At 73.8% G+C, this 23016-nt stretch carries 20 protein-coding genes; 16 read left to right on the plus strand and 4 right to left on the minus strand.

All coding sequences use genetic code 11. From position 1 onward, the window contains the following. The first annotated feature begins 10 nt into the window (after positions 1-10). Positions 11-316: a hypothetical protein gene (locus tag FVA95_RS10185; RefSeq protein WP_240051390.1), complete on the plus strand. Its 306-nt coding sequence runs from the start codon at positions 11-13 to the stop codon at positions 314-316. Here the strand turns inward: FVA95_RS10185 and FVA95_RS10190 are convergent. The 3 genes from FVA95_RS10190 to FVA95_RS10200 are packed head-to-tail and all read right to left on the minus strand — an operon-like array spanning position 294 to position 3846. Next, positions 294-1718 carry a DUF1116 domain-containing protein gene (locus FVA95_RS10190; protein WP_149663983.1) on the minus strand — a complete coding sequence of 475 codons (1425 nt, stop codon included), beginning with the start codon at positions 1716-1718 and terminating at the stop codon, positions 294-296. The genes FVA95_RS10185 and FVA95_RS10190 overlap by 23 nt on opposite strands. Then, positions 1715-3142, minus strand: coding sequence for an FdrA family protein (locus tag FVA95_RS10195; RefSeq protein ID WP_149663984.1), 1428 nt, complete (start codon positions 3140-3142; stop codon positions 1715-1717). Before FVA95_RS10195 ends, FVA95_RS10190 begins: the two co-directional genes overlap by 4 nt. Beyond that, positions 3139-3846 carry a DUF2877 domain-containing protein gene (locus FVA95_RS10200; RefSeq protein ID WP_193564331.1) on the minus strand — a complete coding sequence of 236 codons (708 nt, stop codon included), beginning with the start codon at positions 3844-3846 and terminating at the stop codon, positions 3139-3141. The genes FVA95_RS10195 and FVA95_RS10200 overlap by 4 nt, the downstream gene beginning before the upstream one ends. Positions 3847-3922: 76 nt before the next feature. Between FVA95_RS10200 and FVA95_RS10205 the strand changes: the two genes are divergently transcribed. From FVA95_RS10205 to FVA95_RS10260, 12 genes are all read left to right on the plus strand, one after another. After that, on the plus strand, positions 3923-5206 hold the full coding sequence (locus FVA95_RS10205) for a CdaR family transcriptional regulator (protein WP_240051391.1): 1284 nt from the start codon (positions 3923-3925) through the stop codon (positions 5204-5206). 172 nt (positions 5207-5378) lie between these two features. Then, positions 5379-6785: a uracil-xanthine permease family protein gene (locus FVA95_RS10210; protein WP_149663986.1), complete on the plus strand. Its 1407-nt coding sequence runs from the start codon at positions 5379-5381 to the stop codon at positions 6783-6785. Beyond that, entirely contained in the window at positions 6782-7612 is an 831-nt protein-coding gene (locus FVA95_RS10215; protein ID WP_149663987.1) for a xanthine dehydrogenase family protein subunit M, read from the plus strand. Before FVA95_RS10210 ends, FVA95_RS10215 begins: the two co-directional genes overlap by 4 nt. Beyond that, the gene (locus tag FVA95_RS10220; RefSeq protein ID WP_149663988.1) at positions 7609-8094 is read left to right on the plus strand and encodes a (2Fe-2S)-binding protein; all 486 of its coding nucleotides are present in this window, start codon (positions 7609-7611) and stop codon (positions 8092-8094) included. Before FVA95_RS10215 ends, FVA95_RS10220 begins: the two co-directional genes overlap by 4 nt. Next, the gene (cutA, locus tag FVA95_RS10225) at positions 8091-10469 is read left to right on the plus strand and encodes an aerobic carbon-monoxide dehydrogenase large subunit (protein ID WP_149663989.1); all 2379 of its coding nucleotides are present in this window, start codon (positions 8091-8093) and stop codon (positions 10467-10469) included. Before FVA95_RS10220 ends, cutA begins: the two co-directional genes overlap by 4 nt. Further along, complete coding sequence (locus tag FVA95_RS10230; protein ID WP_149663990.1) at positions 10466-11164, plus strand: carbon monoxide dehydrogenase subunit G; 699 nt, start codon at positions 10466-10468, stop codon at positions 11162-11164. Before cutA ends, FVA95_RS10230 begins: the two co-directional genes overlap by 4 nt. Beyond that, positions 11161-12576, plus strand: a complete 1416-nt coding sequence (locus FVA95_RS10235; protein ID WP_149663991.1) for an amidase — start codon at positions 11161-11163, stop codon at positions 12574-12576. The genes FVA95_RS10230 and FVA95_RS10235 overlap by 4 nt, the downstream gene beginning before the upstream one ends. A gap of 77 nt (positions 12577-12653) precedes the next feature. After that, positions 12654-14831 carry a hydantoinase/oxoprolinase family protein gene (locus tag FVA95_RS10240; RefSeq protein WP_149663992.1) on the plus strand — a complete coding sequence of 726 codons (2178 nt, stop codon included), beginning with the start codon at positions 12654-12656 and terminating at the stop codon, positions 14829-14831. Continuing rightward, positions 14828-16822 carry a hydantoinase B/oxoprolinase family protein gene (locus tag FVA95_RS10245; protein ID WP_193564332.1) on the plus strand — a complete coding sequence of 665 codons (1995 nt, stop codon included), beginning with the start codon at positions 14828-14830 and terminating at the stop codon, positions 16820-16822. Before FVA95_RS10240 ends, FVA95_RS10245 begins: the two co-directional genes overlap by 4 nt. Next, positions 16800-17504, plus strand: a complete 705-nt coding sequence (locus FVA95_RS10250) for an SDR family oxidoreductase (RefSeq protein ID WP_149663993.1) — start codon at positions 16800-16802, stop codon at positions 17502-17504. Before FVA95_RS10245 ends, FVA95_RS10250 begins: the two co-directional genes overlap by 23 nt. Positions 17505-17598: 94 nt before the next feature. Beyond that, a complete protein-coding gene (locus tag FVA95_RS10255) occupies positions 17599-18534 on the plus strand; it encodes a carbamate kinase (protein ID WP_149663994.1) in 936 nt (311 codons plus the stop codon). Between the two features lie 25 nt (positions 18535-18559). Further along, the gene (locus tag FVA95_RS10260; RefSeq protein WP_149663995.1) at positions 18560-19663 is read left to right on the plus strand and encodes a ring-opening amidohydrolase; all 1104 of its coding nucleotides are present in this window, start codon (positions 18560-18562) and stop codon (positions 19661-19663) included. A gap of 19 nt (positions 19664-19682) precedes the next feature. On the opposite strand, the gene FVA95_RS31375 is transcribed toward FVA95_RS10260, so the two are convergent. Then, positions 19683-19850: a hypothetical protein gene (locus tag FVA95_RS31375; RefSeq protein WP_158071558.1), complete on the minus strand. Its 168-nt coding sequence runs from the start codon at positions 19848-19850 to the stop codon at positions 19683-19685. 26 nt (positions 19851-19876) lie between these two features. On the opposite strand from FVA95_RS31375, the gene FVA95_RS10265 reads away from it, so the two are divergent. The 3 genes from FVA95_RS10265 (at position 19877) to FVA95_RS10275 (ending at position 22944) form a co-directional block, all read left to right on the plus strand. Further along, positions 19877-20398 (plus strand): CGNR zinc finger domain-containing protein, encoded by a 522-nt coding sequence (locus FVA95_RS10265; RefSeq protein WP_149663996.1) that lies wholly within the window; start codon positions 19877-19879, stop codon positions 20396-20398. Between the two features lie 201 nt (positions 20399-20599). Next, positions 20600-21865 carry an aspartate kinase gene (locus FVA95_RS10270; RefSeq protein WP_149663997.1) on the plus strand — a complete coding sequence of 422 codons (1266 nt, stop codon included), beginning with the start codon at positions 20600-20602 and terminating at the stop codon, positions 21863-21865. Between the two features lie 5 nt (positions 21866-21870). Beyond that, the gene (locus FVA95_RS10275) at positions 21871-22944 is read left to right on the plus strand and encodes an aspartate-semialdehyde dehydrogenase (RefSeq protein WP_060714927.1); all 1074 of its coding nucleotides are present in this window, start codon (positions 21871-21873) and stop codon (positions 22942-22944) included. The last annotated feature ends 72 nt before the right edge of the window (positions 22945-23016 follow it).

Below are 23016 nucleotides of genomic sequence, written 5' to 3' on the forward strand. Positions count from 1 at the left end.
GGGGTGTGTGATGGCGGCAACCGTGGGCACGACCGTGCGGCAGGGCATGGGCATCATCGCGACGATCGTGCGGATCGTGGGCCTGGTGATCGTGGCCATCCTGGTCGCGCACATCGTGCTGACCCTGCTCGACGCCAACCCGGCGAACTTCCTCACCGAGTTCATCTCGTCGTGGGCGGCCCAGTTGAACCTCGGCCGCGGTGACCTGTTCACCCCGGCCCAGCCGAAGATGGCCGTCACGCTGAACTACGGGGTCGCGGCGATCCTCTGGCTGATCATCACCACGGTCGTCGTCAGGCTGCTGCGCCGCGTCTGAGGACCGTCCGCTCCGCCAGCCGGGTGAGCGCCTTCGGGAAGATCTCGGCCGGCGGGGTCACGAGCCCGGCCCCGACCTGCCCGACGCCCGCGACCCGTCCGGCCATCCCGGTGTTGATCTGCGGGAGGATGCCCGTCCGGCAGACCCGGGTGACGTCGATGCCGCTGGGGACCCCGGCGAACTCCAGGATGGGGACGGTCCACCGCCGGCTCTCCCCGAGCGTGATCTCCCGCATCCGGCGGGTGGTGGCCAGTGCGTCCGGCACGGTGCCGCCGACGAACCGCACGATCGCCGGGGCGGTCGCCATGGCGAAGCCACCGATCCCGGCCGTCTCGGTGATCGCCGAGTCGCCGATGTCGGGGTTGGCGTCGGCCGGGCCGTAGTCGCCCAGGAACAGGCCGTCGGCCAGCTGGGCCGGGCCGGTGAACCACTCGTCGCCGGTGCCGGAGACCTGGATGCCGAAGTCGGTTCCGTTGCGCGCCATCGCCACCACCATGGTGGAGCCGTCGACGTCCCGGGCGGCGTCCAGGGCCAGCTTGCACGCGGGCATGGCGAGGTTCAGGAAGAAGTGGTCGTTGCCCCCGACGAACCGCAGCACCTCCGCGACGTCGGTGCTCGCCACACCGGCGGCGGCCGCCGTCGCGACGAGGTCCGGGCCCAGGTCCCGCAGCAGCATCAGGGTCCCCGCCCGGTTGCGGTTGTGCGCCTCGTCGCCCATCTGCAGCATCTGGGTCAGCACGCCGGTCACGTCGACCGGCTCACCCGCGTCCCGCCGCGCCCGGACGGCGCCGCGCAGCAGCGGGCCCAACACGTCGCCCATCCAGCGCAGCCGCCGGATCACCTCCGGGCCGTACGCGCCGTAGCGCAGGACCTTGCCCAGCCCCTCGTTCAGGGAGCAGTGGGCGCGGCGGCCGGTGGCCGGGTCCTCGAGCACGAACATCCACATGCCCGGGGTGACGACGCCGGCCATCGGGCCGACCGCCCCGCGGTGGTGGCACGGCTCCAGCGAGACCGAGGAACCCGACGCGAACAGCGCCGCGGCGTCCGCCGGGTCGGTGACCAGGCCCTCCAGCGCGGCGCCGCCCATCAGGGCACCGCGGAGCGGGCCGGACGCACGCTCCCAGGTGATCGGTGGCCCGGCGTGCAGGAACTCTCCCGGTGCGAGGCCGAGGACCTCCGAGGCCGGGGCGACGTCGACGAGCGTCGCGGTGACGTCGAGCATCGCGGCGAGGGCGCGCTCGTTCGCCGCCCGGCGCAGCGGGTCGGTGGCGACGGTCGCCAGATCGGCCGCGGTGCCGTCCATCGGCGGGCGCCAGTCGACCCGGGTGACCGGGACCGCCTGGTCGGCGGCGGACTCGGCGAGCAGGTCGGTGCCGGTGCTCACCAGCGAGGGGGTGGTCATCGGGCGGCTCCGGTCGTCGTGTCGGCGGGCAGGAGTGCGAGTGCCCGGCGCGTGGCGCCGGCGTGCGAGAGGTGGACCTCCGCGCCGGCCCCGACCAGCGCGTCGACCTGCGCCGTCAGGTCCTGCGGGTCGGCGCCGGTCCCGACGACCGAGACGACGACCGGCACCCGGGCCTCGGCGATCGCGGGGGCCAGCACGGAGGCCGGGTCCGGCTCGGCGCCGTGCCCCAGCACCAGGTCGAGCAGGACGACGGCGGTCTCCGGGTCGGCGAGCGCGGCCGCGAGGTGCTCCAGGCGCACCGTCGGGTCGATCATCGGATGGGCGCGGCCGCGGGTCCACTCGTCGCCGCCGAAGTCGACGAAGGTGTGGCCGGCCCGGGCAGCGTCCTCGCCCGCGATCTGCGCGGACTCGGTGGCGAGCGTGCCGCCGACGAACAGGCCGCGCAGCCGGTGACCGCCGTACGCCGGACGCGCGGTGCCGTGCACCGGCCAGTCCGGGACGGGGCGGCCCAGCCGCGCCAGGGCGGCCTCGGTCGCCGCGGTCAGGTCGGGCCTGTCCGGCCCGAGCAGCGCGTACTCGACCGGCGTCGTGAGCGTCGCGACCAGCCGGTCGATCCGTTCGGCGACCTCGGCGGCGGGGGGCTTGGACACCAGCACGATCAGCTCGACGGCCGGGTCTGCGTCGAGGCGGCGCAGGGCCTCCCGGGTGGCGAGGCCGCCGACCGGCGCGGACAGGTCCCGCCCGCCGACGCCGAGCGCGGCGCGCACACCGACCCCGGCGTGGTCGAGCAGCGCCATCACCTGCTGGCACCCGGTCCCGGACGCGGCGACGAGCCCCACCGGACCGGGCTCGACGACGTTGGCGAACCCCAGGCCGAGCCCGTCCAGCACGGCCGTCCCGCAGTCCGGGCCCATGACCAGCAGGGACCGCTGCGCGGCGACCTGCTTGAGCGCCACCTCCTGCTCCACCGGCACGTTGTCGCTGAAGATCATGACGTCGCTGCCGGCGTCGAGGGCGTCCATCGCCTCGACGGTGGCGTGCGGCCCGGGCACCGAGACGAGCACGACCGAGCCCGGTGCCCGGTCCAGCGCGGCGGCGGTGGTGCGCGGCGGCGCGACCGCACCGGCCCCGCCGCCGTCCGGTGCCGGTCTGCCCGCCTCGGCGAGCGCGCGGTCGACACCGGCGACGGCGGCGGGCAGCGCGTCGTCACCGGTCAGGTGCAGGGCGACGACCAGGTCGTTCGCGCCGGTCCCGGCGGGGACGGTGAACCCCATGCCGGTCAGGACGTCGACGTTGAGCGGGGTGGCCATGGCGACCTGCGCGGCGACCACCCCGTCGAGCTGCTGGGCGGTGCGGCTGACCCGGAGCAGCGTGACCGAGTCGGCGTAGGCGCCGGGCCGGACCTCGACGTGCGTCGTCGTCATGCGGCGACTCCTTCGGTGTGCAGGGCGGACAGGGCGAGCGCGGCGCCGTGGACCATCGCGGTCCCGGAGGTGTGCCCGACGGCGGTGAGCGCGGCGCGGGCCGCGGGCTCGGCCGCCGTGCCGAGTGCGGTGACCAGCGCGGCGAACTGGGGCACGACCTCGCCGCGCAGGGCACACCGCAGGAGCTCGGCGGACAGCAGCGTGGTGCGGTGCAGGTGGGCCAGGACGGCGGCGTCCACCTCCGGGGTGGCGACGCCGGCGGACCGGTGCAGGGCGAGCCAGCCGCACAGGACGTCGTCGCCGAGCGGGGTGAGCCCCTCGCCGCGTCCGACGAGCCCGGCGACGGCGCCGGGGGTCACCTCGGCCGGCAGGCCGGGGACCGGCCGGAGCCCGGTGCGGGGCAGGGGGGACCGCGCGGGAACCCGGGTGTCGACCAGCCGCCGGACGACGACCGGCTCGTCGTCGAGGTGCAGGATCCCGCCGTGCACGGCGGCGGTGCCGAGGGCGAGTGCGGGGAGCCGGGACCGCAGTCCGCAGGGCACCGGCACCGCGTCCGCGCCGAGAACGCCGACGCAGGTCTCGCGACCGTCGTCGTGGACGGCGAGGTAGACGGCGTCGGGCCCGCGGTGCACGACCCGGACCGGGCCGTCCGCGGCCCGCCGCAGCAGGTCGCGGACCCGGACGGGTGCGCTGACTCCGATCACGGACCGAAACTAGCCTGGGCAGTCGCGTCCGCCGATGTTAACTTGTGCCACCTTCGGACCGAAGGGGCGGCAACAGTTGCTGACGGAGGAGAACGGGGACCCGGAGTTCCCGGCCCGCGAGGCGCTGGCCCGGCTCGACGCGCTGCACACCGGGCTGACCCGGATCGCGCTGGAGGGCGGGGACCTCGCGGGGATCGCGGCCGAGGTCGGGCGAGTGCTCGACGTGGGCGTCGCGGTCACCTCCACCGACGGGCGGGAGCGGGCGTCGGCGCTGTCGGAGGACCAGCTCCGGATGCTGACCGAGCACGACCTCGTCGACCCGACGGGCCGGCTGCGCGTCGAGCGGATGGGGATCGACGGCGTCCCGGTCGCGGGCGGGGAGGCCCGCACCCTGCGGGTCGCGGCCGGTGGGCAGAACCTCGCCCGGCTGGTCTGCGTGCGCCTGACCGCCCGGCTCGCCCCGGACGACGTCCAGGCGCTGGAGCGCGCCGCCGCGGTGGCCGCGCTGCTGATCACCCGCGAGGAGGCGGTCACCGCCGTCGAGACCAAGTACCAGGGCGACTTCCTGCGGGACCTGCTGCTGCGCCGCACCGCCGACCCCGCCTACGTCGCCGAGCACGCGGACACCCTCGGCTGGGACCTGCGCCGCCCGATGGTCGTGCTGACCGCCGAGCTCGACCCGATCGACGCGCGGGTCCCGGCCGAGCAGTGGCGCGCCTGGCAGAAGCGGTTCTCGGCGGGGTGGCGCCAGGTCTGCTCCGGGCTGGGGGAGGGCATCCCCACCGTCGACTTCTCCTCCGAGGTCGTGACCCTGCTGCCGGTCGACGCGGACCCCGGTCCACCCCCCGGCCGCGACATCGTGCGGCGGGCCGTCACCGCGGTCGCCGGGGACAAGGGCGGCGGGCGACGGCAGTTCTCGGCGGGTGTCAGCCGCCCGGTGCCCGACATCGACGCCCTGCCCGGCGCCTACGCCCAGGCACGGCGGGCGGTCGAGGTGGGCCGCCGGATCTCCGGCGGCGGCAGCACGACGTTCTTCGACCAGCTCGGCCTGCACCGGCTGCTCGCGCTCGTCCCGGACCCGGCGGAGCTGGACTCCTTCGTCCGCGACGCGCTGGGTCCGCTCGCCGAGGCCACCACCGAGGCCGCCGAGCTGCGCGAGACCCTGCAGGTCCTGCTCGACACGAACTTCACCGTGGCCGAGGCGGCCCGGGTGCAGTTCTTCCACTACAATACGATGCGCTACCGCGTCGCCAAGCTGGAACGGCTCCTCGGTCCGCTGTCGACGGACCCGAACCTGCGGCTCGACGTCGCCGTCGCGCTGCAGGCACTGCGCACCGTCGGCCGACCGGGCGGAACGTGAACGACATCCGGCGGAAACCGCACGGCCCGACGCATGCAGGCATCGTGCTGGCGTCATCAATTCGTGCCAGTGGATCCACCGGTCAATCGGCAGTAGTAGCCGTCGAGGTGCGACCTGGGTCTCATTAGCTTGAGTCGGGTCTCCGGTGCCGTGTGAAGGGATCGCCATGTCGATGTTCAGGTGGGAAGTGGTCGATCCGGGGCCGGGGGAGGCGGTCGCACCCCGCCAGCGGCTCCCCTGGGGGAAGACGGTCGGGCTGGGGATGCAGCACGTCGTCGCGATGTTCGGGGCGACCTTCGTGTTCCCCGTGGTGATGGGGCTGGACCCCAACCTCGCGATCCTCTTCTCGGGCCTGTGCACCGTCCTGTTCCTGGTCGTCTGCAAGAACATGGTGCCCAGCTACCTCGGCACCAGCGCCGCCTTCGTCGGCGGGGTCGCGGCGATCCGGGCGGCCGGCGGCGACTCCGCCGCCGTGACCGGGGCGATCATGGTCTCCGGCCTGGTGCTGCTCGCGATCGGTGTGTTCGTGCACCTCGCAGGCGCCCGGCTCGTGCACCGGGTGCTCCCGCCCGCGGTGACCGGTGCGGTCGTCATGCTGATCGGGTTCAACCTGGCCCCGGTCGTCGCGTCGGTGTACTGGCCGGTGGACCAGTGGACCGCACTGCTCACCGCGACGTTCCTGGTCTGCGCCGCTGTCCTGTTCCGCGGGTTCTGGGGACGGATCGCGGTGTTCCTCGCGCTCGTCTTCGGGTTCGTGCTCTCCTGGCTGCTCGACCTCCTGAGCGGCCCGATCACCTCCTGCGGCGGCGCGGACTGCACCCCGGAGCCGCACTCGCGCGTCTCCTTCGAGGGCCTGGCCGACGCCGCCTGGTTCGGACTGCCCAGCGGGACCCTGGACGACGGCGTCCCGGCCGTGCACGCGCCCAGCTTCTCGCTGATGTTCGTGCTGCTGGTGCTCCCCGGCGTCATCGCGCTGGTCGCCGAGAACCTGGGGCACGTCAAGGCGGTCGCCGAGATGACCGGCGACGACCTCGACCCCTACCTGGGCCGGGCGCTGGGCGCCGACGGCGCCGCCACCGCGCTGGCCAGCCTGTTCGGCGGGTCCCCGACGACGACCTACGCCGAGAACATCGGCGTCATGGGAGCGACCAGGGTGTACTCCACCGCGGCCTACTACGTCGCGGCCGCCGTGGCGATCCTGCTCGGCCTGTGCCCCAAGTTCGGGGTGCTGGTCGGGGCGATCCCCGGCGGCGTGCTCGGCGGGATCACGCTCGTGCTCTACGGGATGATCGCGCTGGTCGGCGCCAAGATCTGGGTGGAGAACGGCGTCGACTTCGGCGAACCCCGCAACCTCGTCGGCCTCGCGGCGGGCATGGTCGCCGGCATCGGCGGCGTCGCGCTGGACCTGGGCAACGGGTTCGAGCTGGGTGGCATCGCGCTCGGCACCATCCTGGTGATCGTCTACTTCCACGCCGTCGCGCTGCGCGACCGCCGGTCCGGGACGACCGGCCCGTCCGGGACACCCGCCGGGACGATGGTGACCAGGGTCGACGACGGGGAGGCGAAGGACACCCCGTGAAGCCCGCGCCCTTCGACTACGTCCGCCCGACGGACCTGGCCGGGGCCGTCGCCGCGCTCGCGGCGCCGGACTCGAAGGTGCTGGCCGGTGGACAGAGTCTCGTGCCGTTGCTCTCCATGCGGCTGGCCGCACCGTCCCTGGTCGTCGACATCAACGGGGTACCCGGCCTGGGGACGATCGACGAGGTCGAGGGAGGTGTCCGGGTCGGCGCGCTGGCCCGGCACACCGCGGTCCTGGAGTCACCGCTGCTCACCAGGGTCCAGCCGCTGGTGCCGGCGGCGCTGGCCCACGTCGCGCACCCCACGATCCGCAACCGCGGCACGACCGTCGGGTCGCTCGTGCACGCCGACGCCGCCGCCGAGATGCCGGTCGTGCTGCGGCTGCTGGAGGGCTCGCTCGAGGTCGAGGGGCCCGCCGGACGCCGCACGATCGGAGCGCGTGAGCTGTTCGTCGGCCCGCTGGAGTCGGCGGTCGGCCCGGACGAGATCGCCGTCTCGGCGTTCTTCCCCGCCCGGCCGCCGGGCGCGGGCGTCGCCTTCGACGAGGTCGCCCGCCGGCACGGCGACTACGCCCTGGTCGGTGCGGGGGCGGTCGTCGACGGCGACCGGATCCGGGTCGGTTACCTGTCGGTGAGCGACGTTCCCGTGGTCGTCGACCTGACCGGCGTCGCCCCGGCCGACCGGGCCGACGCCGCCCTCGAACACCTGGACCCGGCCACCGACATCCACGCCACGGCGGCCTACCGGCGACAGCTGGTCCGGGTCCTGACCGACCGGGTGGTGGCCGCGGCGACCCGGGACGCGACCGCGCAGGGAGGCGGGCGATGAGCGAGACGCTCCACGACATCCGGCTGACGGTGAACGACGTCGTCCACGACCTGCGGGTCCCGGCACGACGGCTGCTGTCCGACGCGCTGCGCCACGACCTCGGCCTGACCGGCACCCACGTCGGCTGCGAGCACGGGGTCTGCGGGGCCTGCACGATCCTGCTCGACGGCGAGCCGGCCCGGGCCTGTCTGATGCTCGCCGTCGCCGCGCAGTCCTGCGCGATCACCACCGTCGAGGGGCTGGCCGAGCCGGACGGGTCGTTGTCCCCGGTGCAGCAGGCCTTCGCCGAGTGCCACGGTCTGCAGTGCGGCTTCTGCACCCCCGGCTTCCTGACGACGATCACCGCCGGGCTGCGCCGCGGCCCCTGCCCCACCCGGGAGCGGGCCCGCGACATGATCGGCGGGAACCTCTGCCGCTGCACCGGCTACCAGAACATCGTCACGGCGGTCGAGCGGGCCGCCGAGATCGGGGCCGCCCGGTGACCACCAAGCTCATGGGCCAGCGCGTCCAGCGGGTCGAGGACCAGCGCTTCCTGCGCGGTGGCGGCCGCTACCTCGACGACGTCGACCCCGGACCCGGCGTGCTGCACGCCGCGGTGCTGCGCTCCCCGCACGCGCACGCCCGCATCCGCGACATCGACGTGTCCGGCGTCCTCGACGTGCCGGGCGTGCACGCGGTCTACACCCACGACGACCTGACCGGCCCGATGGCGGAGCCGCTGCCCGTGCTCATCCCGCACCCCGCGCTGACCCACGGCCGCACCCAGTTCGCGCTGGCCGTCGACGAGGTCAACCACGTCGGGGAGGCGGTCGCGTTCGTCGTCGCCGAGGACCGCTACCTCGCCGAGGACGCCGTCGACCGGATCGTCGTCGACTACGAGGTGCTGCCCGCCGTCGTCGGGATCGCGGCGGCCCGCGCGGCCGAGCGGCTCGTGCACGACGACGTGCCCGGCAACGTCGGCGCCCGGCTGGAGCAGGCCGTCGGCGACGCCCCGGCCGCCATCGCCGCGGCGCCGCACCGCCTGGAGCTGGACCTGGAGATCGAGCGCAGCGCGTGCATGCCGCTGGAGGGCCGGGGCACCGTCGCCCGCTGGGACCCCGCCCTCGGCCGGCTCGTCCTGTGGACCTCCACCCAGAGCTCCACCGGGGTCCGCGCCGCCGTCGCGGCGCGGCTGGGTCTGGACATCGGGCGGGTCGACGTGATCACCCCGGACGTCGGCGGCGGCTTCGGCGTCAAGATCGTCCACCCGTGGCCGGAGGAGTTGCTGGTCCCGATGGCCGCCCGCGCCCTGGGCCGGCCGGTGAAGTTCGTGGAGAACCGGCGCGAGCACTTCGTCTCCTCCGCGCACGAGCGCGGCCAGGTCCAGCACGTCGAGGTCGGTTTCGACGACGACGGCAGGCTGCTCGGCCTCGACGTCGAGTTCTGGCACGACCACGGCGCCTACACCCCGTACGGCCTGATCGTCCCGATCATCACCTCGACCCAGCTGCTCGGCCCGTACAAGCCGGGCGCCTACCGGGTCGCCTTCTCCTCGCTCTACACCAACACCGTGATCGTGACGCCGTACCGCGGCGCCGGGCGCCCCCAGGGCTGCTTCGCCATGGAACGCACGATGGACGCGATCGCGGGCTACCTGGGCCGCGATCGTGCCGAGGTCCGCGCGGTGAACTTCATCCAGCCGCACGAGTTCCCCTACGACCACGGCCTGATCTTCCAGGACGGCAGGCCGCTGGAGTACGACTCGGGCGACTACCCGGCTCTGCTGGAGAAGCTGCGCAGGCTGATCGACTGGGACGGGTTCGCGGCCTTCCGCCGCGACTGCGCCGAGCAGGGCCGGACCGTCGGCATCGGGCTGGCCTGCTACGTCGAGGGCACCGGTGTCGGCCCCTACGAGGGTGCGCACGTGCACGTCGCGACGACCGGCCGGGTCACGGTCGCGACCGGGCTCACCACCCAGGGCCAGAGCCACGAGACCGCGTTCGCCCAGATCGTCGCCGACGAGCTGGGGGTGCGGTTCTCCGACGTCGAGGTCGTCACCGGCGACACCCGGCGGATGCCCTACGCGGTCGGCACGTTCGCCTCCCGGGCCGCGGTCATGTCCGGCTCGGCGGTCCTCAAGGCCGCCCGGCGGACGAAGGAGAAGGCCCTGCGGCTGGCCGCCGACGCGCTCGAGGCCGACGTCGCGGACCTGGAGATCGTCGACGGCGTGGTGGGGGTTCGGGGCACCGAGCGGTCGATCCCGCTGGGCACGTTGTCGGTGCTGTCCAACCCGCTGCGCTACGCCTTCGACGAGGCCTCGAAGGCCGCCACCCAGTTCTCGGTCGGGGACACCGACGCGTTGCCGGTCCCCGACGGGGAGCAACCGGGCCTGGAGGGCACCGACTTCCACAGCACGCCGCGGGCGACCTACGCCTCCGGGATGCACGCCGCGATCGTCGAGACCGACCCGGACACCGCCGAGATCCGGATCCTGCGCTACGCCGTCGTCCACGACTGCGGCCACCTGATCAACCCGATGGTCGTCGAGGGACAGATCCACGGCGGCGTCGCCCAGGGCGTCGGCGGCGCGCTGTACGAGCGGATGGCCTACGGCGAGTCCGGCCAGCTGCTCAACGCGTCCTTCATGGACTTCCTGATGCCGTACGTGTCCGAGGTCCCCGACGGGATCGAGATCGACCACCTGGAGACGCCCTCGCCGCTCAACCCCCTCGGCATCAAGGGGGCGGGCGAGGCGGGTGTCATCCCGGTCTCGGCGGTGATCGCCGCCGCGGTGTCCGACGCCGAGGGCTTCCGGGTCACCGCGATGCCGATCTCCCCGTCGGACCTGTTCAGCCTGCGTGAGGAGCACCGCTCGTGAAGATCAGTGGCAGCAACGTCGTCGAGCACCCGGTCGAGCGGGTCTGGGAGGCGCTGCTCGACCCCCGGGTGCTGGTCGCGACCATCCCCGGCTGCGAACGGCTGGAGCCCACCGGCGAGAACGCCTACGCGATGACGGTGACCGCCGGGGTCGCGGCGATCAGGGGCACCTACACCGGCAGCTGTGCGCTGTCGAAGCTGGAACCGTACGAGTCGCTGGTCATGACCCTGAACGGGGCGGGCGGGCCGGGCACGGTCGACGCCGTCGTCGACGTCACCTTCGACGACCTCGGCGCGGGCGGCACCCGGATCGGCTACACCGCCGACGCGACGGTCGGCGGCATGGTCGGCGGCGTCGGCCAGCGGATGCTCGCCAGCGTGTCCACGCGGATGGCGGGCCGGTTCTTCGACGCCGTCGGCGCGGCGATCGGCGCGGGTGGTGCGGTCGCCGTGCCCCCTGTGTCCCCTCCGCCCCCTCTGCCCGCAGCCCCCGGGCCGGCCGTAGGGGTGGCGGAGCCGGCACCGCTCGTCGGCGCCCCGGCCTACGCCGAGCCCATGACGGGTGCGGAGGTGTTCACGCCCGCGCCCGCCGCCGGGGGCCCGGGCGCCGGTGAGCTCACCCGCGGCATCGGGATCGGTGCGGCGGTCGCCCTGCTGGGCGTGCTGGTCGGCGCCGTGGTCGGGCGTCGCCGGTGAGCGCCGACATCACGGTCGCGACCCCGGCCCGCGAGCAGGCAGCCGCGGTCCGGGCCAAGGAGATCTCCGCCCGCGAGCTGCTCGACCTGCACCTGGAGCGGATCGCGCTGCGCAACCCGCGGCTCAACGCGATCGTCTCCCTCGACGAGGAACGCGCCCGGGCCGGGGCCGAGGCCGCCGACCGCGCACTGGCCGCCGGGGCGGAGCCCGGTCCGCTGCACGGGCTGCCGTTCGCGTTCAAGGACACCCACGCCGTCGCCGGCTGGCGGACCACGTACGGCTCCCCGCTGTTCGCCGAGCACGTCCCGGACACCGACGAGCTGCTGGTGGAGCGGGTGCGGGCGGCCGGTGCGGTGACGATCGGCAAGACCAACGTCCCCGAGTTCGCGGCCGGTTCGCACACGTTCAACCGGGTGTTCGGCACCACGCTCAACCCGCACGACCCGACCCGGTCCGCCGGCGGGTCCTCGGGAGGGGCGGCGTGCGCGCTGGCGACCGGGATGGTGCCGCTGGCCGAGGGCTCGGACATGGGCGGCTCGCTGCGCAACCCGGCGTCGTTCTGCGGGGTCGTCGGACTGCGGCCGTCCTGGGGGCGGGTGCCGGAGTGGCCGTCGGCGAACATGTGGGAGCCCACCTCCACCGGTGGGCCGATGGCCCGCACCGTCGACGACCTGGCGCTGCTGCTGTCGGTGCTGGCCGGGCCGGACCCGCGGGCGCCGCATGCGCTCGGCGACCCCGGCGCAGCCTTCGGGGCGCCGGTCGTCCCGGCGCCGCTCGCCGGCCTGCGGGTGGGGTTGTCCGCCGATCTGGACGGGGCGTTCGCCGTCGACCGGAGCGTCCGCGCGGTCGTCGAGGCGGCCGGGGTGGCACTGGCCGGGGCGGGCGCGGCGGTGACCGGCTCGATCCCGGACCTCACCGGCGCCGACGAGTGCTTCCGCACCCTGCGTGAGTGGCACTTCCAGGCCCGGTTCGGTCTGCAGCTGGCCGTGCACCCGACGGAGTTCAAGTCCTCGCTGGCCGCGAACATCCGGGCGGGGGAGTCGCTGACCGGCGCGGACGTCGCCGTCGCGTTCCAGCGGCGCACCACGCTGGCGCACCGGATGCGGGAGTACTTCGCCGACCACGACGTGCTGGTGCTGCCGGTGTCGCAGGTCCCGCCGTTCCCGGCCGACCGGGAGTTCCCGGACACCGTCGACGGGATGCCGATGGACTCCTACCTGGACTGGATGCGTTCGGCGTACTTGATCACCGTGACCGGCTGCCCCGCCGTCTCGGTGCCGTTCGGGACCACTCCCGACGGGCTCCCGGTGGGCGTCCAGATCGTGGCCCGCCACGGCGCCGACCGGTACCTCCTGGAGGTCGCGGCCGCGGTCGAGGCACTGGCGAAGAGTGCCACTCGAACGGCGCTTTGACGGCAGAAGTCGCCATGTCCCACCGCTCGGTCGGTGAGTTCAATCGACAGCACCGACCCCAGGCAGGAAGGACCCCGATGACCCGGCGCATCCGGATCGGCATCGACACCGGTGGCACGTTCACCGACGTCGTCGCCTTCGACGAACGGTCGGGCGAGCTCGTCACGACCAAGACGCCCTCCACCCCGGCCAACCCGGCCGACGGCTTCCTCGCCGGCATCGACAAGGTCCTGGATCTGCTGGGCGCGGCCCAGAGGAGCGCAGGCGGAACGAGCATGTGCACCGAGAGGAGCGCAGGCGGAACGAGCATGTGCACCGAGAGGAGCGCAGGCGGAACGAGCATGTGCACCGCCGCCGACATCGAGGCCGTCAGCCACGGCACGACCGTCGCCACCAACCTCCTGCTCGAGGGGAAGGTCGGCCGGCTCGGTTTCGTGACCACCGCCGGCTACGAGGCCATGCTGGAGATCGCCCGCCAGTCGGTGCCGGACGGCTACGGCAACTCCTACTTCTGGGTCAAGCCGAACCGGATCGTGCCCCGCGACCTGGTCCGTGGTGTGGAGGGCCGGCTCGACTTCACCGGCGCCGAGGTCCGCCCGTTCGACGAGGCCGGGGCCCGCGCGACCGCCCGCTGGTTCCGCGACCGCGGCGTCGACACCCTGGGCGTCTGCTTCCTGCACGCCTACGCCGACCCCACCCACGAGCAGCGGATGCGGGAGGTCCTCGCCGAGGAGCACCCGGCCGCCGTCGTGTCGCTGTCCAGCGAGGTCCTGCGCGAGTACCGCGAGTTCGAGCGGGCGACGACGGTCCTCGTGGACGCCGCGGTGAAGCCGCGGCTGTCGGCCTACGTCGCCAACATCACCGAGCGGCTCACCGAGTACGACGGTCGCGCGATCCCGTTCTACGTCATGAAGTCCAACGGCGGCGTCCTGTCCGCCGACGAGGTCGTCCACCAGCCGATCACGACCGTCCTGTCCGGGCCCGCCGCCGGGGCGCTCGGCGCCGCGTTGATCGCGCAGGAGGCCGGCTACGACAAGGTCCTCACCTCCGACGGCGGCGGCACCTCCACCGACGTCAGCGTCGTCATCGGGGGCGAGCCGACACTCACCACCGAGGGCACGGTCGGGCGGTTCCCGTCCAAGATCCCGATGATCGACGTCGTGACCGTCGGCGCCGGCGGTGGCTCGATCGCCTGGATCTCGCCGGAGGGCACCCTCAAGGTCGGCCCGCACTCGGCCGGCGCCGACCCCGGTCCGCTCTGCTACGGCAGGGGCGGCACCGAGGTGACCGTGACCGACGCGCACGTCGTCCTCGGCCGCATCCCCCCGCACCTGCTCGGCGGGGAGATCCCGCTCGACGTCGCCGCCGCCCGCGCCGGCATCGAGCGCCTCGCCAAGGAGCTCGACCTGACCCCGGAGGCCTGCGCCACCGGCGTCCTGGAGATCTCCGCCTGGAACCAGGCCAACGCGTTGCGCCAGGTCACCGTCAAGCGCGGCCTCGACGTCCGCGACTTCGCCCTCACCACCTTCGGCGGGTCCGGCTCCCTGCTGCTGTGCCGGCTCGTCGACGTGCTCGGCGTCCCGACCGTCCTGGTCCCGCCGAACCCCGGCAACGTCTCCGCGTTCGGCCTGCTCACCGTGGACGTGAAGAACGACTACGTGCAGACCCACGTCGCGCTGGCCGACGGGCTCGACCCGGCCGAGATCTCCCGCGTCGTCGACGACCTCACCGCGCAGGCCGCCGCCGCGCTGGACCGGGAGGGGTTCCCGGCCGCGCAGCACGCCTTCGTCCGCACCGCCGACCTGCGCTACTTCGGGCAGGCCTTCGAGGTGCGCGTCCCGGTGCCGGACGGACCCGTCACCCCGGCCACCCTGGCCGCGGTCGCCGACGCCTTCCACACCGCGCACCGGGCCCTCTACGGCTACGACTTCGCGGGCGACCCCGGCCAGCAGGTCGAGTGGGTCAACCTCCGTGTCTCGGGCATCGGCCCGATCCGCCGCCCGGAGATCGCCACCCACGACCTCGTCGCCGACCCGGTCGCCGTCGCCGCGGGCCGGCGCCCGGTCTGTTTCGACGCCGCGCAGGGCTACCTCGACACCCCGGTGTACCGGCGGACCGACCTCGTCCCCGGCGCGGTCGTCGACGGCCCGGCGGTCGTCGAGGAGTTCGGCTCCACCGTCCCGTTGCACCCGGGCTTCACCGCCCGCGTCGACACCCGCCTGAACATCATCGTGACCCGGAGGGCCGCCCAGTGACCCCTGCGACCCCAGCGACCCCAGCGGAGACGACGGCGACCGAGCGCCCGGCCGACACCGGCTCGCGTCGCGCCCCCACGGCGTTCCCCTTCGGCCCGCTGACCGACGACGCCGGCGCGAGCGCCGACCCGGTCCTCGTCGAGATCGTGCAGGGCTCGCTGACCAGTGTGGAGTCCGAGGTCGAGACGGCCATCGCCCGCACCAGCCGCAGCCCGATGATCCGCGATGCGCACGACTTCCGGGCCGGCATCCACGACCGGAGGCTGCGCAAGCTCACCGGCCGCTCCTACTCCGCGCTCGTGCACCCGATCGCGCGGGAGTTCCCGCTGGACCAGATGCGCGAGGGCGACGTCTTCTTCCACAACGACGTCTACCGCTCCGAGGGCGGCATCGGGCACCTGCCCGACCTGTGCGTCACCGTCCCGGTGTTCGCGGGTCCCGCCGAGGACCGGCGGGTGGTCGCGTTCGTGCAGGCCTTCGGCCACCACGACGACATCGGCGGGGCGGTCCCCGGCTCGATGCCCTCGAACGCCACCAGCGTGTTCGAGGAGGGATTGATGGTCCCGCCGATCCGGCTGTGGGACGCGGGTGTCCCGAACCGGGCCGCCCTGGCGATCATGACGCGCAACTCGCGGATGCCCGACTCGCTCGCCGCCGACCTCGACGCCGAGTGCTCGGCCTGCCTGATGGGTGCCCGTCGCCTCGGCGAGCTGTTCGACCGCTACGGCATCGTCACCGTCGAGTCCTGCTTCGACGCGATCATCTCCCGCACCACCGAGACCTACCGCCGCGAGATCCTCGGCCGGATCCCGGTGGGGACCTGGACCTGGGAGGACTACGCCGAGCACGACGGCGTCGACGAGCCCCGCCTGCACGCCCAGCGGATCACGCTCACCCGCACCGGCCCCGACGACCCCGACGGCGAGCGGCTGATCCTGGACTTCGCCGGCACCTCCCCGCAGGCCAAGGGGCCGATCAACCACTGCGGCGACTACTCCGACGGCGTCTTCCTCAAGAAGTGGCTCGCGCCGATCCTGCGCAACCTCGCCGACTCCCCGGAACGGATGGCCGAGCTCGACGTCAACGAGGGGATCGTCCCGCTCATCGAGATGCGGTTCCCGCCGCCCGGGACGCTGCTGACCCCGGTGTTCCCGGCGCCGACCAACGCGCGCACCTTCGTCATCCTGCGGCTGCTCGGGGTGCTCGCCGGCGTCGTCGCCAAGGCCGTCGACGGTCGGATGCCCGCCGACCAGGAGACGATCCGCTACACCGGCGTCTACGGCGAGGACCTCGAGGGCCGCCCCTACCTCATGCGTGAGGTGCTGGGCGGTGGCTCCGGCGGCCGCTACTACGCCGACGGCGAGGACACCATCCACGTCGTCCCCGACTCGCGGAACCTGCCCACCGAGTTCACCGAGGCCCGCTTCCCGTTCCGCGTCGAGTCGCTGTCGCTGGCCACCGACTCCGGCGGCGCCGGGGAGTTCCGCGGTGGCCTCGGCTACGAGAAGCACGTCAGGATGCTGAAGGACGCGCACTTCATGTCGATCGCGGACCGGTCGATCCTGGCCTGCTGGGGGGTCCGCGGCGGGAAGGCGGGGCGGCCGTTCGAGGTCGTGATCGATCCGGGTGGGCCGCGCGAGCGGGTGGTCGACGCGCTGGCCGACGCCGAGCCGGTCCGGGCCGGTGAGGTGATCCGGATCCGCACCACCGGGGGCGGCGGCTGGGGCGACCCGCTGCGCCGCGACCCGGCGGCGGTCGTGCGGGACGTGCTGTGGCGCAAGGTGTCCGCCGCGGCGGCGCTGGCCGACTACGGCGTCGTCCTGACCGGGGACCTCGACGACGGCACCCTCGGCTTCGACACGGGCGCCACCACGGCCGAGCGCGCGGGTCGCGCCGCGTGGTCCCGCGACGACGACGCGTTCTTCGACCGCGGCCCCGGCTACGCGACGCTGGCCGGCGGGGCCGCGCATGCCGACGTCGACCGGCTCTGAGGTCGCCGTGCGGGTCGTGATCTGCGGGGGCCACGGCAAGACCGGGCGGGCGGTGGCGGCCGCGCTGCGGGCGCGGGGCGCCACCGCCGTCCCGCTGGGGCGCGCGGACGACGTGGCCGCGGCCGCGGCCGGCGCCGACGCCGCCTACCTGATCGCCCCGAACCTGCACCCGGACGAGCCGGCGCTGGTCGCGGGCTGGCTCGACGGGCTGCGTGCCGCGGGGGTCGGCCGGGTCGGCTACCATTCGGTGGCCGCGCCGTACGCCCCGGACATGCCGCACCACCTGGGCAAGGCCAGGGCCGAGGACGTCGTCCGCCGGTCCGGGCTGCGCTGGACGGTCCTGCAGCCCGGTGCCTACCTGCAGAACCTGGACCTGACCGGGCCGGTCCGGGTGCCCTACGACGTGCACGCCGTCTTCGGGTTCGCCGACCTCGCCGAGGTCGGGGCGGCCGCCGCGACCGTCCTGACCGAACCCGGCCACGAGGGCGCCACCTACGAGCTCGCGACGCGCACGGCGACCGTCGCCGAGCTGGCGGCGGAGGCGGGTACGACCGCCGAGCGGGTCCCCGGGCCGTCCGGCCTCGGCCCGGTCCTCGACGCGATGTTCGCCTACTACGACCGGTACGGCCTGCCCGTGGGCACCCGCCCGCTCGCCCATCTCCTCGGCAAGGAGCAACCGTGATCGTCGGTGACCCCTGCCGGCCGACCGGCCAGGTCCCCGTCGCCGGTGGCACAGCGAGCGGCACGGCGGCCACCCTGCGCCCGGGGGCGTCGTCGTGAGGGTCCTGCTGGCACTGGGCGGCAACGCGATGACCGCCGCCGACGGCAGTGCGCGGCCGGAGGACCAGATCGCCGCGGCGCGCGTCGCCGCCGCGGCGGTGGCCGGGCTGCTGGCCCGCGACCACGACGTCGTCATCACCCACGGCAACGGCCCGCAGGTCGGGAACCTGCTGGTCAAGAACGAGCTGGCGGCCGCTGTCGTTCCACCGGTCGGGCTGGACTGGTGCGGTGCGCAGACCCAGGGGACGCTCGGCTTCGTCCTCACCACGGCGCTGGACGCGGCGCTGGCGGCGGCCGGGGTCGACCGGCGCACCGCCGCCGTGGTGACCCGCACCCGGGTCGCGGCCGACGACCCGGGCCTGGTCCGGCCGTCGAAGCCGGTCGGGCGTCACCTCCCGGCCGACGAGGCCGCCGTGCTGGTCGCACACGGCCAGACCTGGCAGGACCGCGGCGAGCGAGGATGGCGCCGGATGGTCGCCTCGCCAGAGCCGCTCGAGATCGTCGACGGCCCGGCGATCCGGGCCCTGGTCGACGCCGGGTTCGTCGTCGTCGGCAACGGCGGCGGCGGGATCCCGGTCGTGCGGCTCCCCGGCGGCGAGCTGGCCGGCGTCGAGGCCGTCATCGACAAGGACCTCGGTGCCGCGCTGTTCGCCCGCACGGTCGGCGCGGACGTGCTCGTCATCGGCACCGACGTGCCGCACGCGGTGCTGCACTTCGGGACCCCGGCCGCCGAGCCGCTCGGCACGATCGGGGTCGAGACGCTGCGTGCCCACGCCGCCGACGGTCACTTCGCCGGCGGATCGATGGGCCCCAAGGTCGACGCGGCCTGCCGCTTCGTCGAGGGCGGCGGCACCCGCGCCGTCATCACCGACCTGACCCACATCACCGAGGCCGTCACCGGCGACGCCGGAACCGTCGTCGTCCCGTCCTGAGACCGCTGGAGAAGGAGAGTCCGTCATGCCCGACGCCATCGAGGTGCGCAAGGTCCCGATCCACTCCGTGTCCGACGCGAGCGAGCTCGCGTCGCTGATCGACGACGGGGTCCTGCACGCCGACCGGGTCGTCGCGATCATCGGCAAGACCGAGGGGAACGGCGGGGTCAACGACTACACCCGCATCATCGCCGACCGTGCCTTCCGCGAGGTGCTGGTCGAGAAGGGCGCCCCGGCCGAGCAGGTCCGGGAGGTCCCGATCGTCTGGTCCGGCGGCACCGACGGCGTGATCAGCCCGCACGCGACGATCTTCGCGACCGTCCCGCCGGAGGACGTCGTGCCCTCCGACGAGCCCCGCCTGACCGTCGGCTTCGCGATGAGCGAGCAGCTCGCGCCGGAGGACATCGGCCGCACGTCGATGATCACCAAGGTGGCCGACGCGGTGCAGGCCGCGATGAAGAAGGCCGGCATCACCGACCCCGCCGACGTGCACTACGTCCAGACCAAGACCCCGCTGCTGACCATCCACACCATCCGTGACGCCAAGTCCCGCGGGAAGACCGTGTGGACCGAGCACACCCACGAGTCGATGGACCTGTCCAACGGCTGCACCGCGCTCGGCGTCGCCGTGGCGCTCGGCGAGATCGAGATGCCGTCCGACGCCGACGTCATGCACGACCGCGGGCTCTACTCGGCGGTGGCGTCCTGCTCGTCGGGTGTCGAGCTGGACCGGGCCCAGGTCGTCGTGGTCGGGAACGCGACCGGGGTCGGCGGCCGCTACCGGATCGGGCACTCGGTGATGACCGACGCGCTCGACGCCGACGGCATCTGGAAGGCGATCCGCGACGCGGGCCTGGATCTGCCGGAGCGGCCGCACACCTCGGACCTGGACGGTCGCCTGGTCAACGTGTTCCTCAAGTGCGAGGCGTCGCAGGACGGCACCGTCCGTGGCCGGCGCAACGCCATGCTCGACGACTCCGACGTGCACTGGCACCGCCAGATCAAGGCCTGCGTCGGCGGGGTCACCGCGGCCGTGACCGGCGACCCCGCGGTGTTCGTGTCCGTGTCCGCGGCCCACCAGGGACCCGAGGGGGGCGGCCCGGTCGCCGCCATCGTCGACCTGGGGTGAGCGCGCCCCGGACCGCTGCTCACCGGAGCGCGCGGTCCCGCCCGGCACTGGCCGCCACGGTGGCGGTGCCGGGCGCGGCGAGCCGGATGCGCCAGGCCCCGCACCGGCAGCGTTGGTAGCTCACGACTCCGTCGGAGGTGCGGTGGCGGGACGCGGTGCGCCATTCGTGGTCCAGGGGTGTGCTCACGACGACCACGCTGCTGTAATGGTTCAGTGCACATCAACCCTTACGGCCAGGATCCGGTCCTGCTCGCGGCCGACCTGGTGAACGTGCCGCCGTCGTCGACCGGGGAGCTGGTGGAGCGTTGCCTCGCCGCCGGGGTGTCCCGCGACTGGGAGCCGGTCGGGTCCGACCTGCCCGTGGTGCGGGACTTCCTGCGCCGGTGGGAGGAGGTCGTCGACGCCGGACCCGGCGCGGAGCGGGCACGGCTGCTCAACGCCCTGCTCGCCGAGTCGACCGGGCCGCCGCGGCTCACCGACCACGACGGGCACTGGCACCTGCACCACCGCGACGACGGCCTGGGCCTGGCCGGTGTGCTGCGCGCCCTGCTCGCGACCGGCACCGCCACCCACCTGGCGACCCGGGGGATGGACCGGCTCGGCCGGTGCGCCGCGCAGGGCTGCGCCCGCGTCTACGCCGACGTCTCCCGCAACGGCAGGCAGCGCTACTGCAGCGCACGCTGCGGCAACACCGACGCGGTCCGTCGGCACCGCCGTCGTACGACGGTCGGGTGAGGGGCGGCTCATACCCGAGCGCCGGTCCGTGGGCGAGCCCGTGTGGTCTGGGTCATCGGTGACCGTCCAGATCCTGAAAACGGGCGGTGCTCGCCGGTACTGTTCCGTTCCGACCAGCGCCGCCGATGCGTCACCTGCGCATCACGGCGGTCGAAGTGTGCACCCGACGGCTCCCACGCGGAGTCAGGATTGGAGGTCGGCGTGGCCCTCGTCGTGCAGAAGTACGGCGGTTCGTCGGTCGAGAACGCGGAGCGCATCAAGAAGGTCGCCGAGCGCATCGTCCGCACCCGCAAGGAGGGCCACGATGTCGTCGTCGTCGTGTCCGCCATGGGTGACACCACCGACGAGCTGACCGATCTCGCCGAGCAGATCTCCCCGAAGCCGCCGCTGCGGGAGATGGACATGCTGCTCACCGCGGGGGAGCGCATCTCGAACGCGCTCGTCGCGATGGCGATCCACTCCCTCGGCGCCGAGGCCCGGTCGTTCACCGGCTCGCAGGCGGGGATGCTCACCACGTCCAAGCACGGTGACGCCCGCATCACCGAGGTGAACCCGTGGCGCCTGCGCGAGGCCCTCGACGAGGGGCACATCGTGCTCGTCGCCGGCTTCCAGGGCATGAGCGCGGACTCCCGCGACATCACCACGCTGGGCCGCGGCGGGTCGGACACCACCGCCGTCGCGCTGGCCGCCGCGCTGAACGCCGACGTCTGCGAGATCTACTCCGACGTCGACGGCGTCTACACCGCCGATCCGCGGATCGTCTCCAAGGCCAGCCTGCTCGAGACGGTCACCTACGAGGAGATGCTCGAGCTGGCCGCGTCCGGCGCGAAGGTGCTGCACCTGCGCGCCGTCGAGTACGCCCGCCGTTACGGCGTCCCGCTGCGGGTGCGCAGTTCCTACAACGACAAGCCGGGCACCCTGGTCTCCGGCTCGATCGAGGAGATCCCGTTGGAGAATCCGATCATCACCGGCGTCGCCCACGACCGGTCCGAGGGCAAGATCACCGTCACCGGCGTGCCGGACACCCCCGGGATGGCGGCGAAGATCTTCCGCACGGTCGCCGACGCGGAGATCAACATCGACATGGTGCTGCAGAACATCTCCAACGTGTCGGACAAGAAGACCGACATCACCTTCTCGCTGCCCCGCACCGACGGTGATACCGCCGTCGCGGCGCTGGAGCGCGCGAAGGCCGAGATCGGGTTCGCCGAGCTGATCTACGACAACGACATCGGCAAGGTCTCCCTGGTCGGCGCCGGCATGCGCAACCACCCCGGCGTCACCGCGAAGTTCTGCGAGGCGCTGTCCGACGCCGGGATCAACATCGAGACCATGAACACCTCGGAGATCCGGATCTCGGTGATCTGCCGCTCCGACCAGCTCGACGACGCGGTGCAGGCGCTGCACGTGGCGTTCGAGCTCGGCGCCGAGGACGACGCGGTGGTCGCCGCCGGAACGGGCCGGTGAGCGGCATGGCCATGGACAAGCCCGTTCTCGCGCTCGTCGGCGCGACCGGTGCCGTCGGCACCACCATGATCGAGATCATCGACGCGCGCGAGTCGGTGCCGTGGGGCGAGATCCGGCTGATCGCGTCCGCGCGCAGCGCCGGCAAGGTGCTGACGGTCCGCGGTCAGGACATCACCGTCCTGGAGCTCGCGCCCGAGGTCTTCGACGGCGTCGACATCGCGATGTTCGACGTGCCGGACGAGGTCTCCGCCGAGTGGGCGCCGATCGCCGCCTCCCGCGGCGCGATCGCCGTCGACAACTCCGGCGCGTTCCGGATGGACCCCGAGGTCCCGCTCGTGGTGCCCGAGGTCAACCCGGAGAAGGTGACCGAGCGCCCCAAGGGCATCATCGCCAACCCGAACTGCACGACGCTGTCGATGATGGCGGCGATGGGTGCGCTGCACCGCGAGTTCGGTCTCGAGGCGCTGGTGGTGTCGTCGTACCAGGCGGCGTCGGGCGCCGGTCAGCCCGGCATCGACCAGCTGCAGGCCGAGATCTCCGCGCTGGCGGGCAAGGACGCCGGCAAGGTCTCCGGCGACGTCGCCGCGGTGCTCACCGAGGCCGGCGTCCCGGTCGGGGACGGCTCGCCGTTCCCCGCCCCGCTGGCGCTCAACGTCGTGCCGTGGGCGGGCTCGCTCAAGGAGGACGGCTGGTCGTCGGAGGAGCTGAAGGTCCGCAACGAGTCCCGCAAGATCCTCGGGATCCCGGAGCTCAAGGTCTCCGCGACCTGCGTGCGCGTCCCGGTCGTCACCACGCACGCGCTGGCGATCCACGCGACCTTCTCCTCGGAGGTCTCGGTGGACGCGGCCCGCAAGGTGCTCGGCGCGCAGCCGACCATCGTGGTGAAGGACGACCCGGCCGCCGGTGAGTGGCCGACCCCGGCCGACGCCGTCGGCGGGGACCCGACCGTGGTCGGCCGGATCCGGCAGTCGCTGGACTTCCCGAACACCCTGGAGCTGTTCGTGTGCGGGGACAACCTGCGCAAGGGCGCCGCGCTGAACACCTACGAGGTGGCGGAGACGGTCGCCGCGGCCGGCTGACCTCTCCTCCACGACGACCCTCGACGACGGCCCGCCGTCCCGGACATCCGGGGCGGCGGGCCGTCGGTCGTG

Origin of the sequence: Pseudonocardia sp. EV170527-09, assembly GCF_008369905.1 — a bacterium.
Lineage (GTDB): Bacteria > Actinomycetota > Actinomycetes > Mycobacteriales > Pseudonocardiaceae > Pseudonocardia.

Bases quoted from the DNA above. Each gene is read 5' to 3' on its own strand.
- FVA95_RS10275 (WP_060714927.1), top strand. From the start codon at position 21,871: ATGGCCATGGACAAGCCCGTTCTCGCGCTCGTCGGCGCGACCGGTGCC.
- FVA95_RS10250 (WP_149663993.1), top strand. From the start codon at position 16,800: ATGCCGACGTCGACCGGCTCTGAGGTCGCCGTGCGGGTCGTGATCTGC.
- FVA95_RS10210 (WP_149663986.1), top strand. From the start codon at position 5,379: ATGTTCAGGTGGGAAGTGGTCGATCCGGGGCCGGGGGAGGCGGTCGCA.
- FVA95_RS10190 (WP_149663983.1), bottom strand. From the start codon at position 1,718: ATGACCACCCCCTCGCTGGTGAGCACCGGCACCGACCTGCTCGCCGAG.
- FVA95_RS10185 (WP_240051390.1), top strand. From the start codon at position 11: ATGGCGGCAACCGTGGGCACGACCGTGCGGCAGGGCATGGGCATCATC.
- FVA95_RS10260 (WP_149663995.1), top strand. From the start codon at position 18,560: ATGCCCGACGCCATCGAGGTGCGCAAGGTCCCGATCCACTCCGTGTCC.
- FVA95_RS10240 (WP_149663992.1), top strand. From the start codon at position 12,654: ATGACCCGGCGCATCCGGATCGGCATCGACACCGGTGGCACGTTCACC.
- FVA95_RS10220 (WP_149663988.1), top strand. From the start codon at position 7,609: ATGAGCGAGACGCTCCACGACATCCGGCTGACGGTGAACGACGTCGTC.
- FVA95_RS10195 (WP_149663984.1), bottom strand. From the start codon at position 3,142: ATGACGACGACGCACGTCGAGGTCCGGCCCGGCGCCTACGCCGACTCG.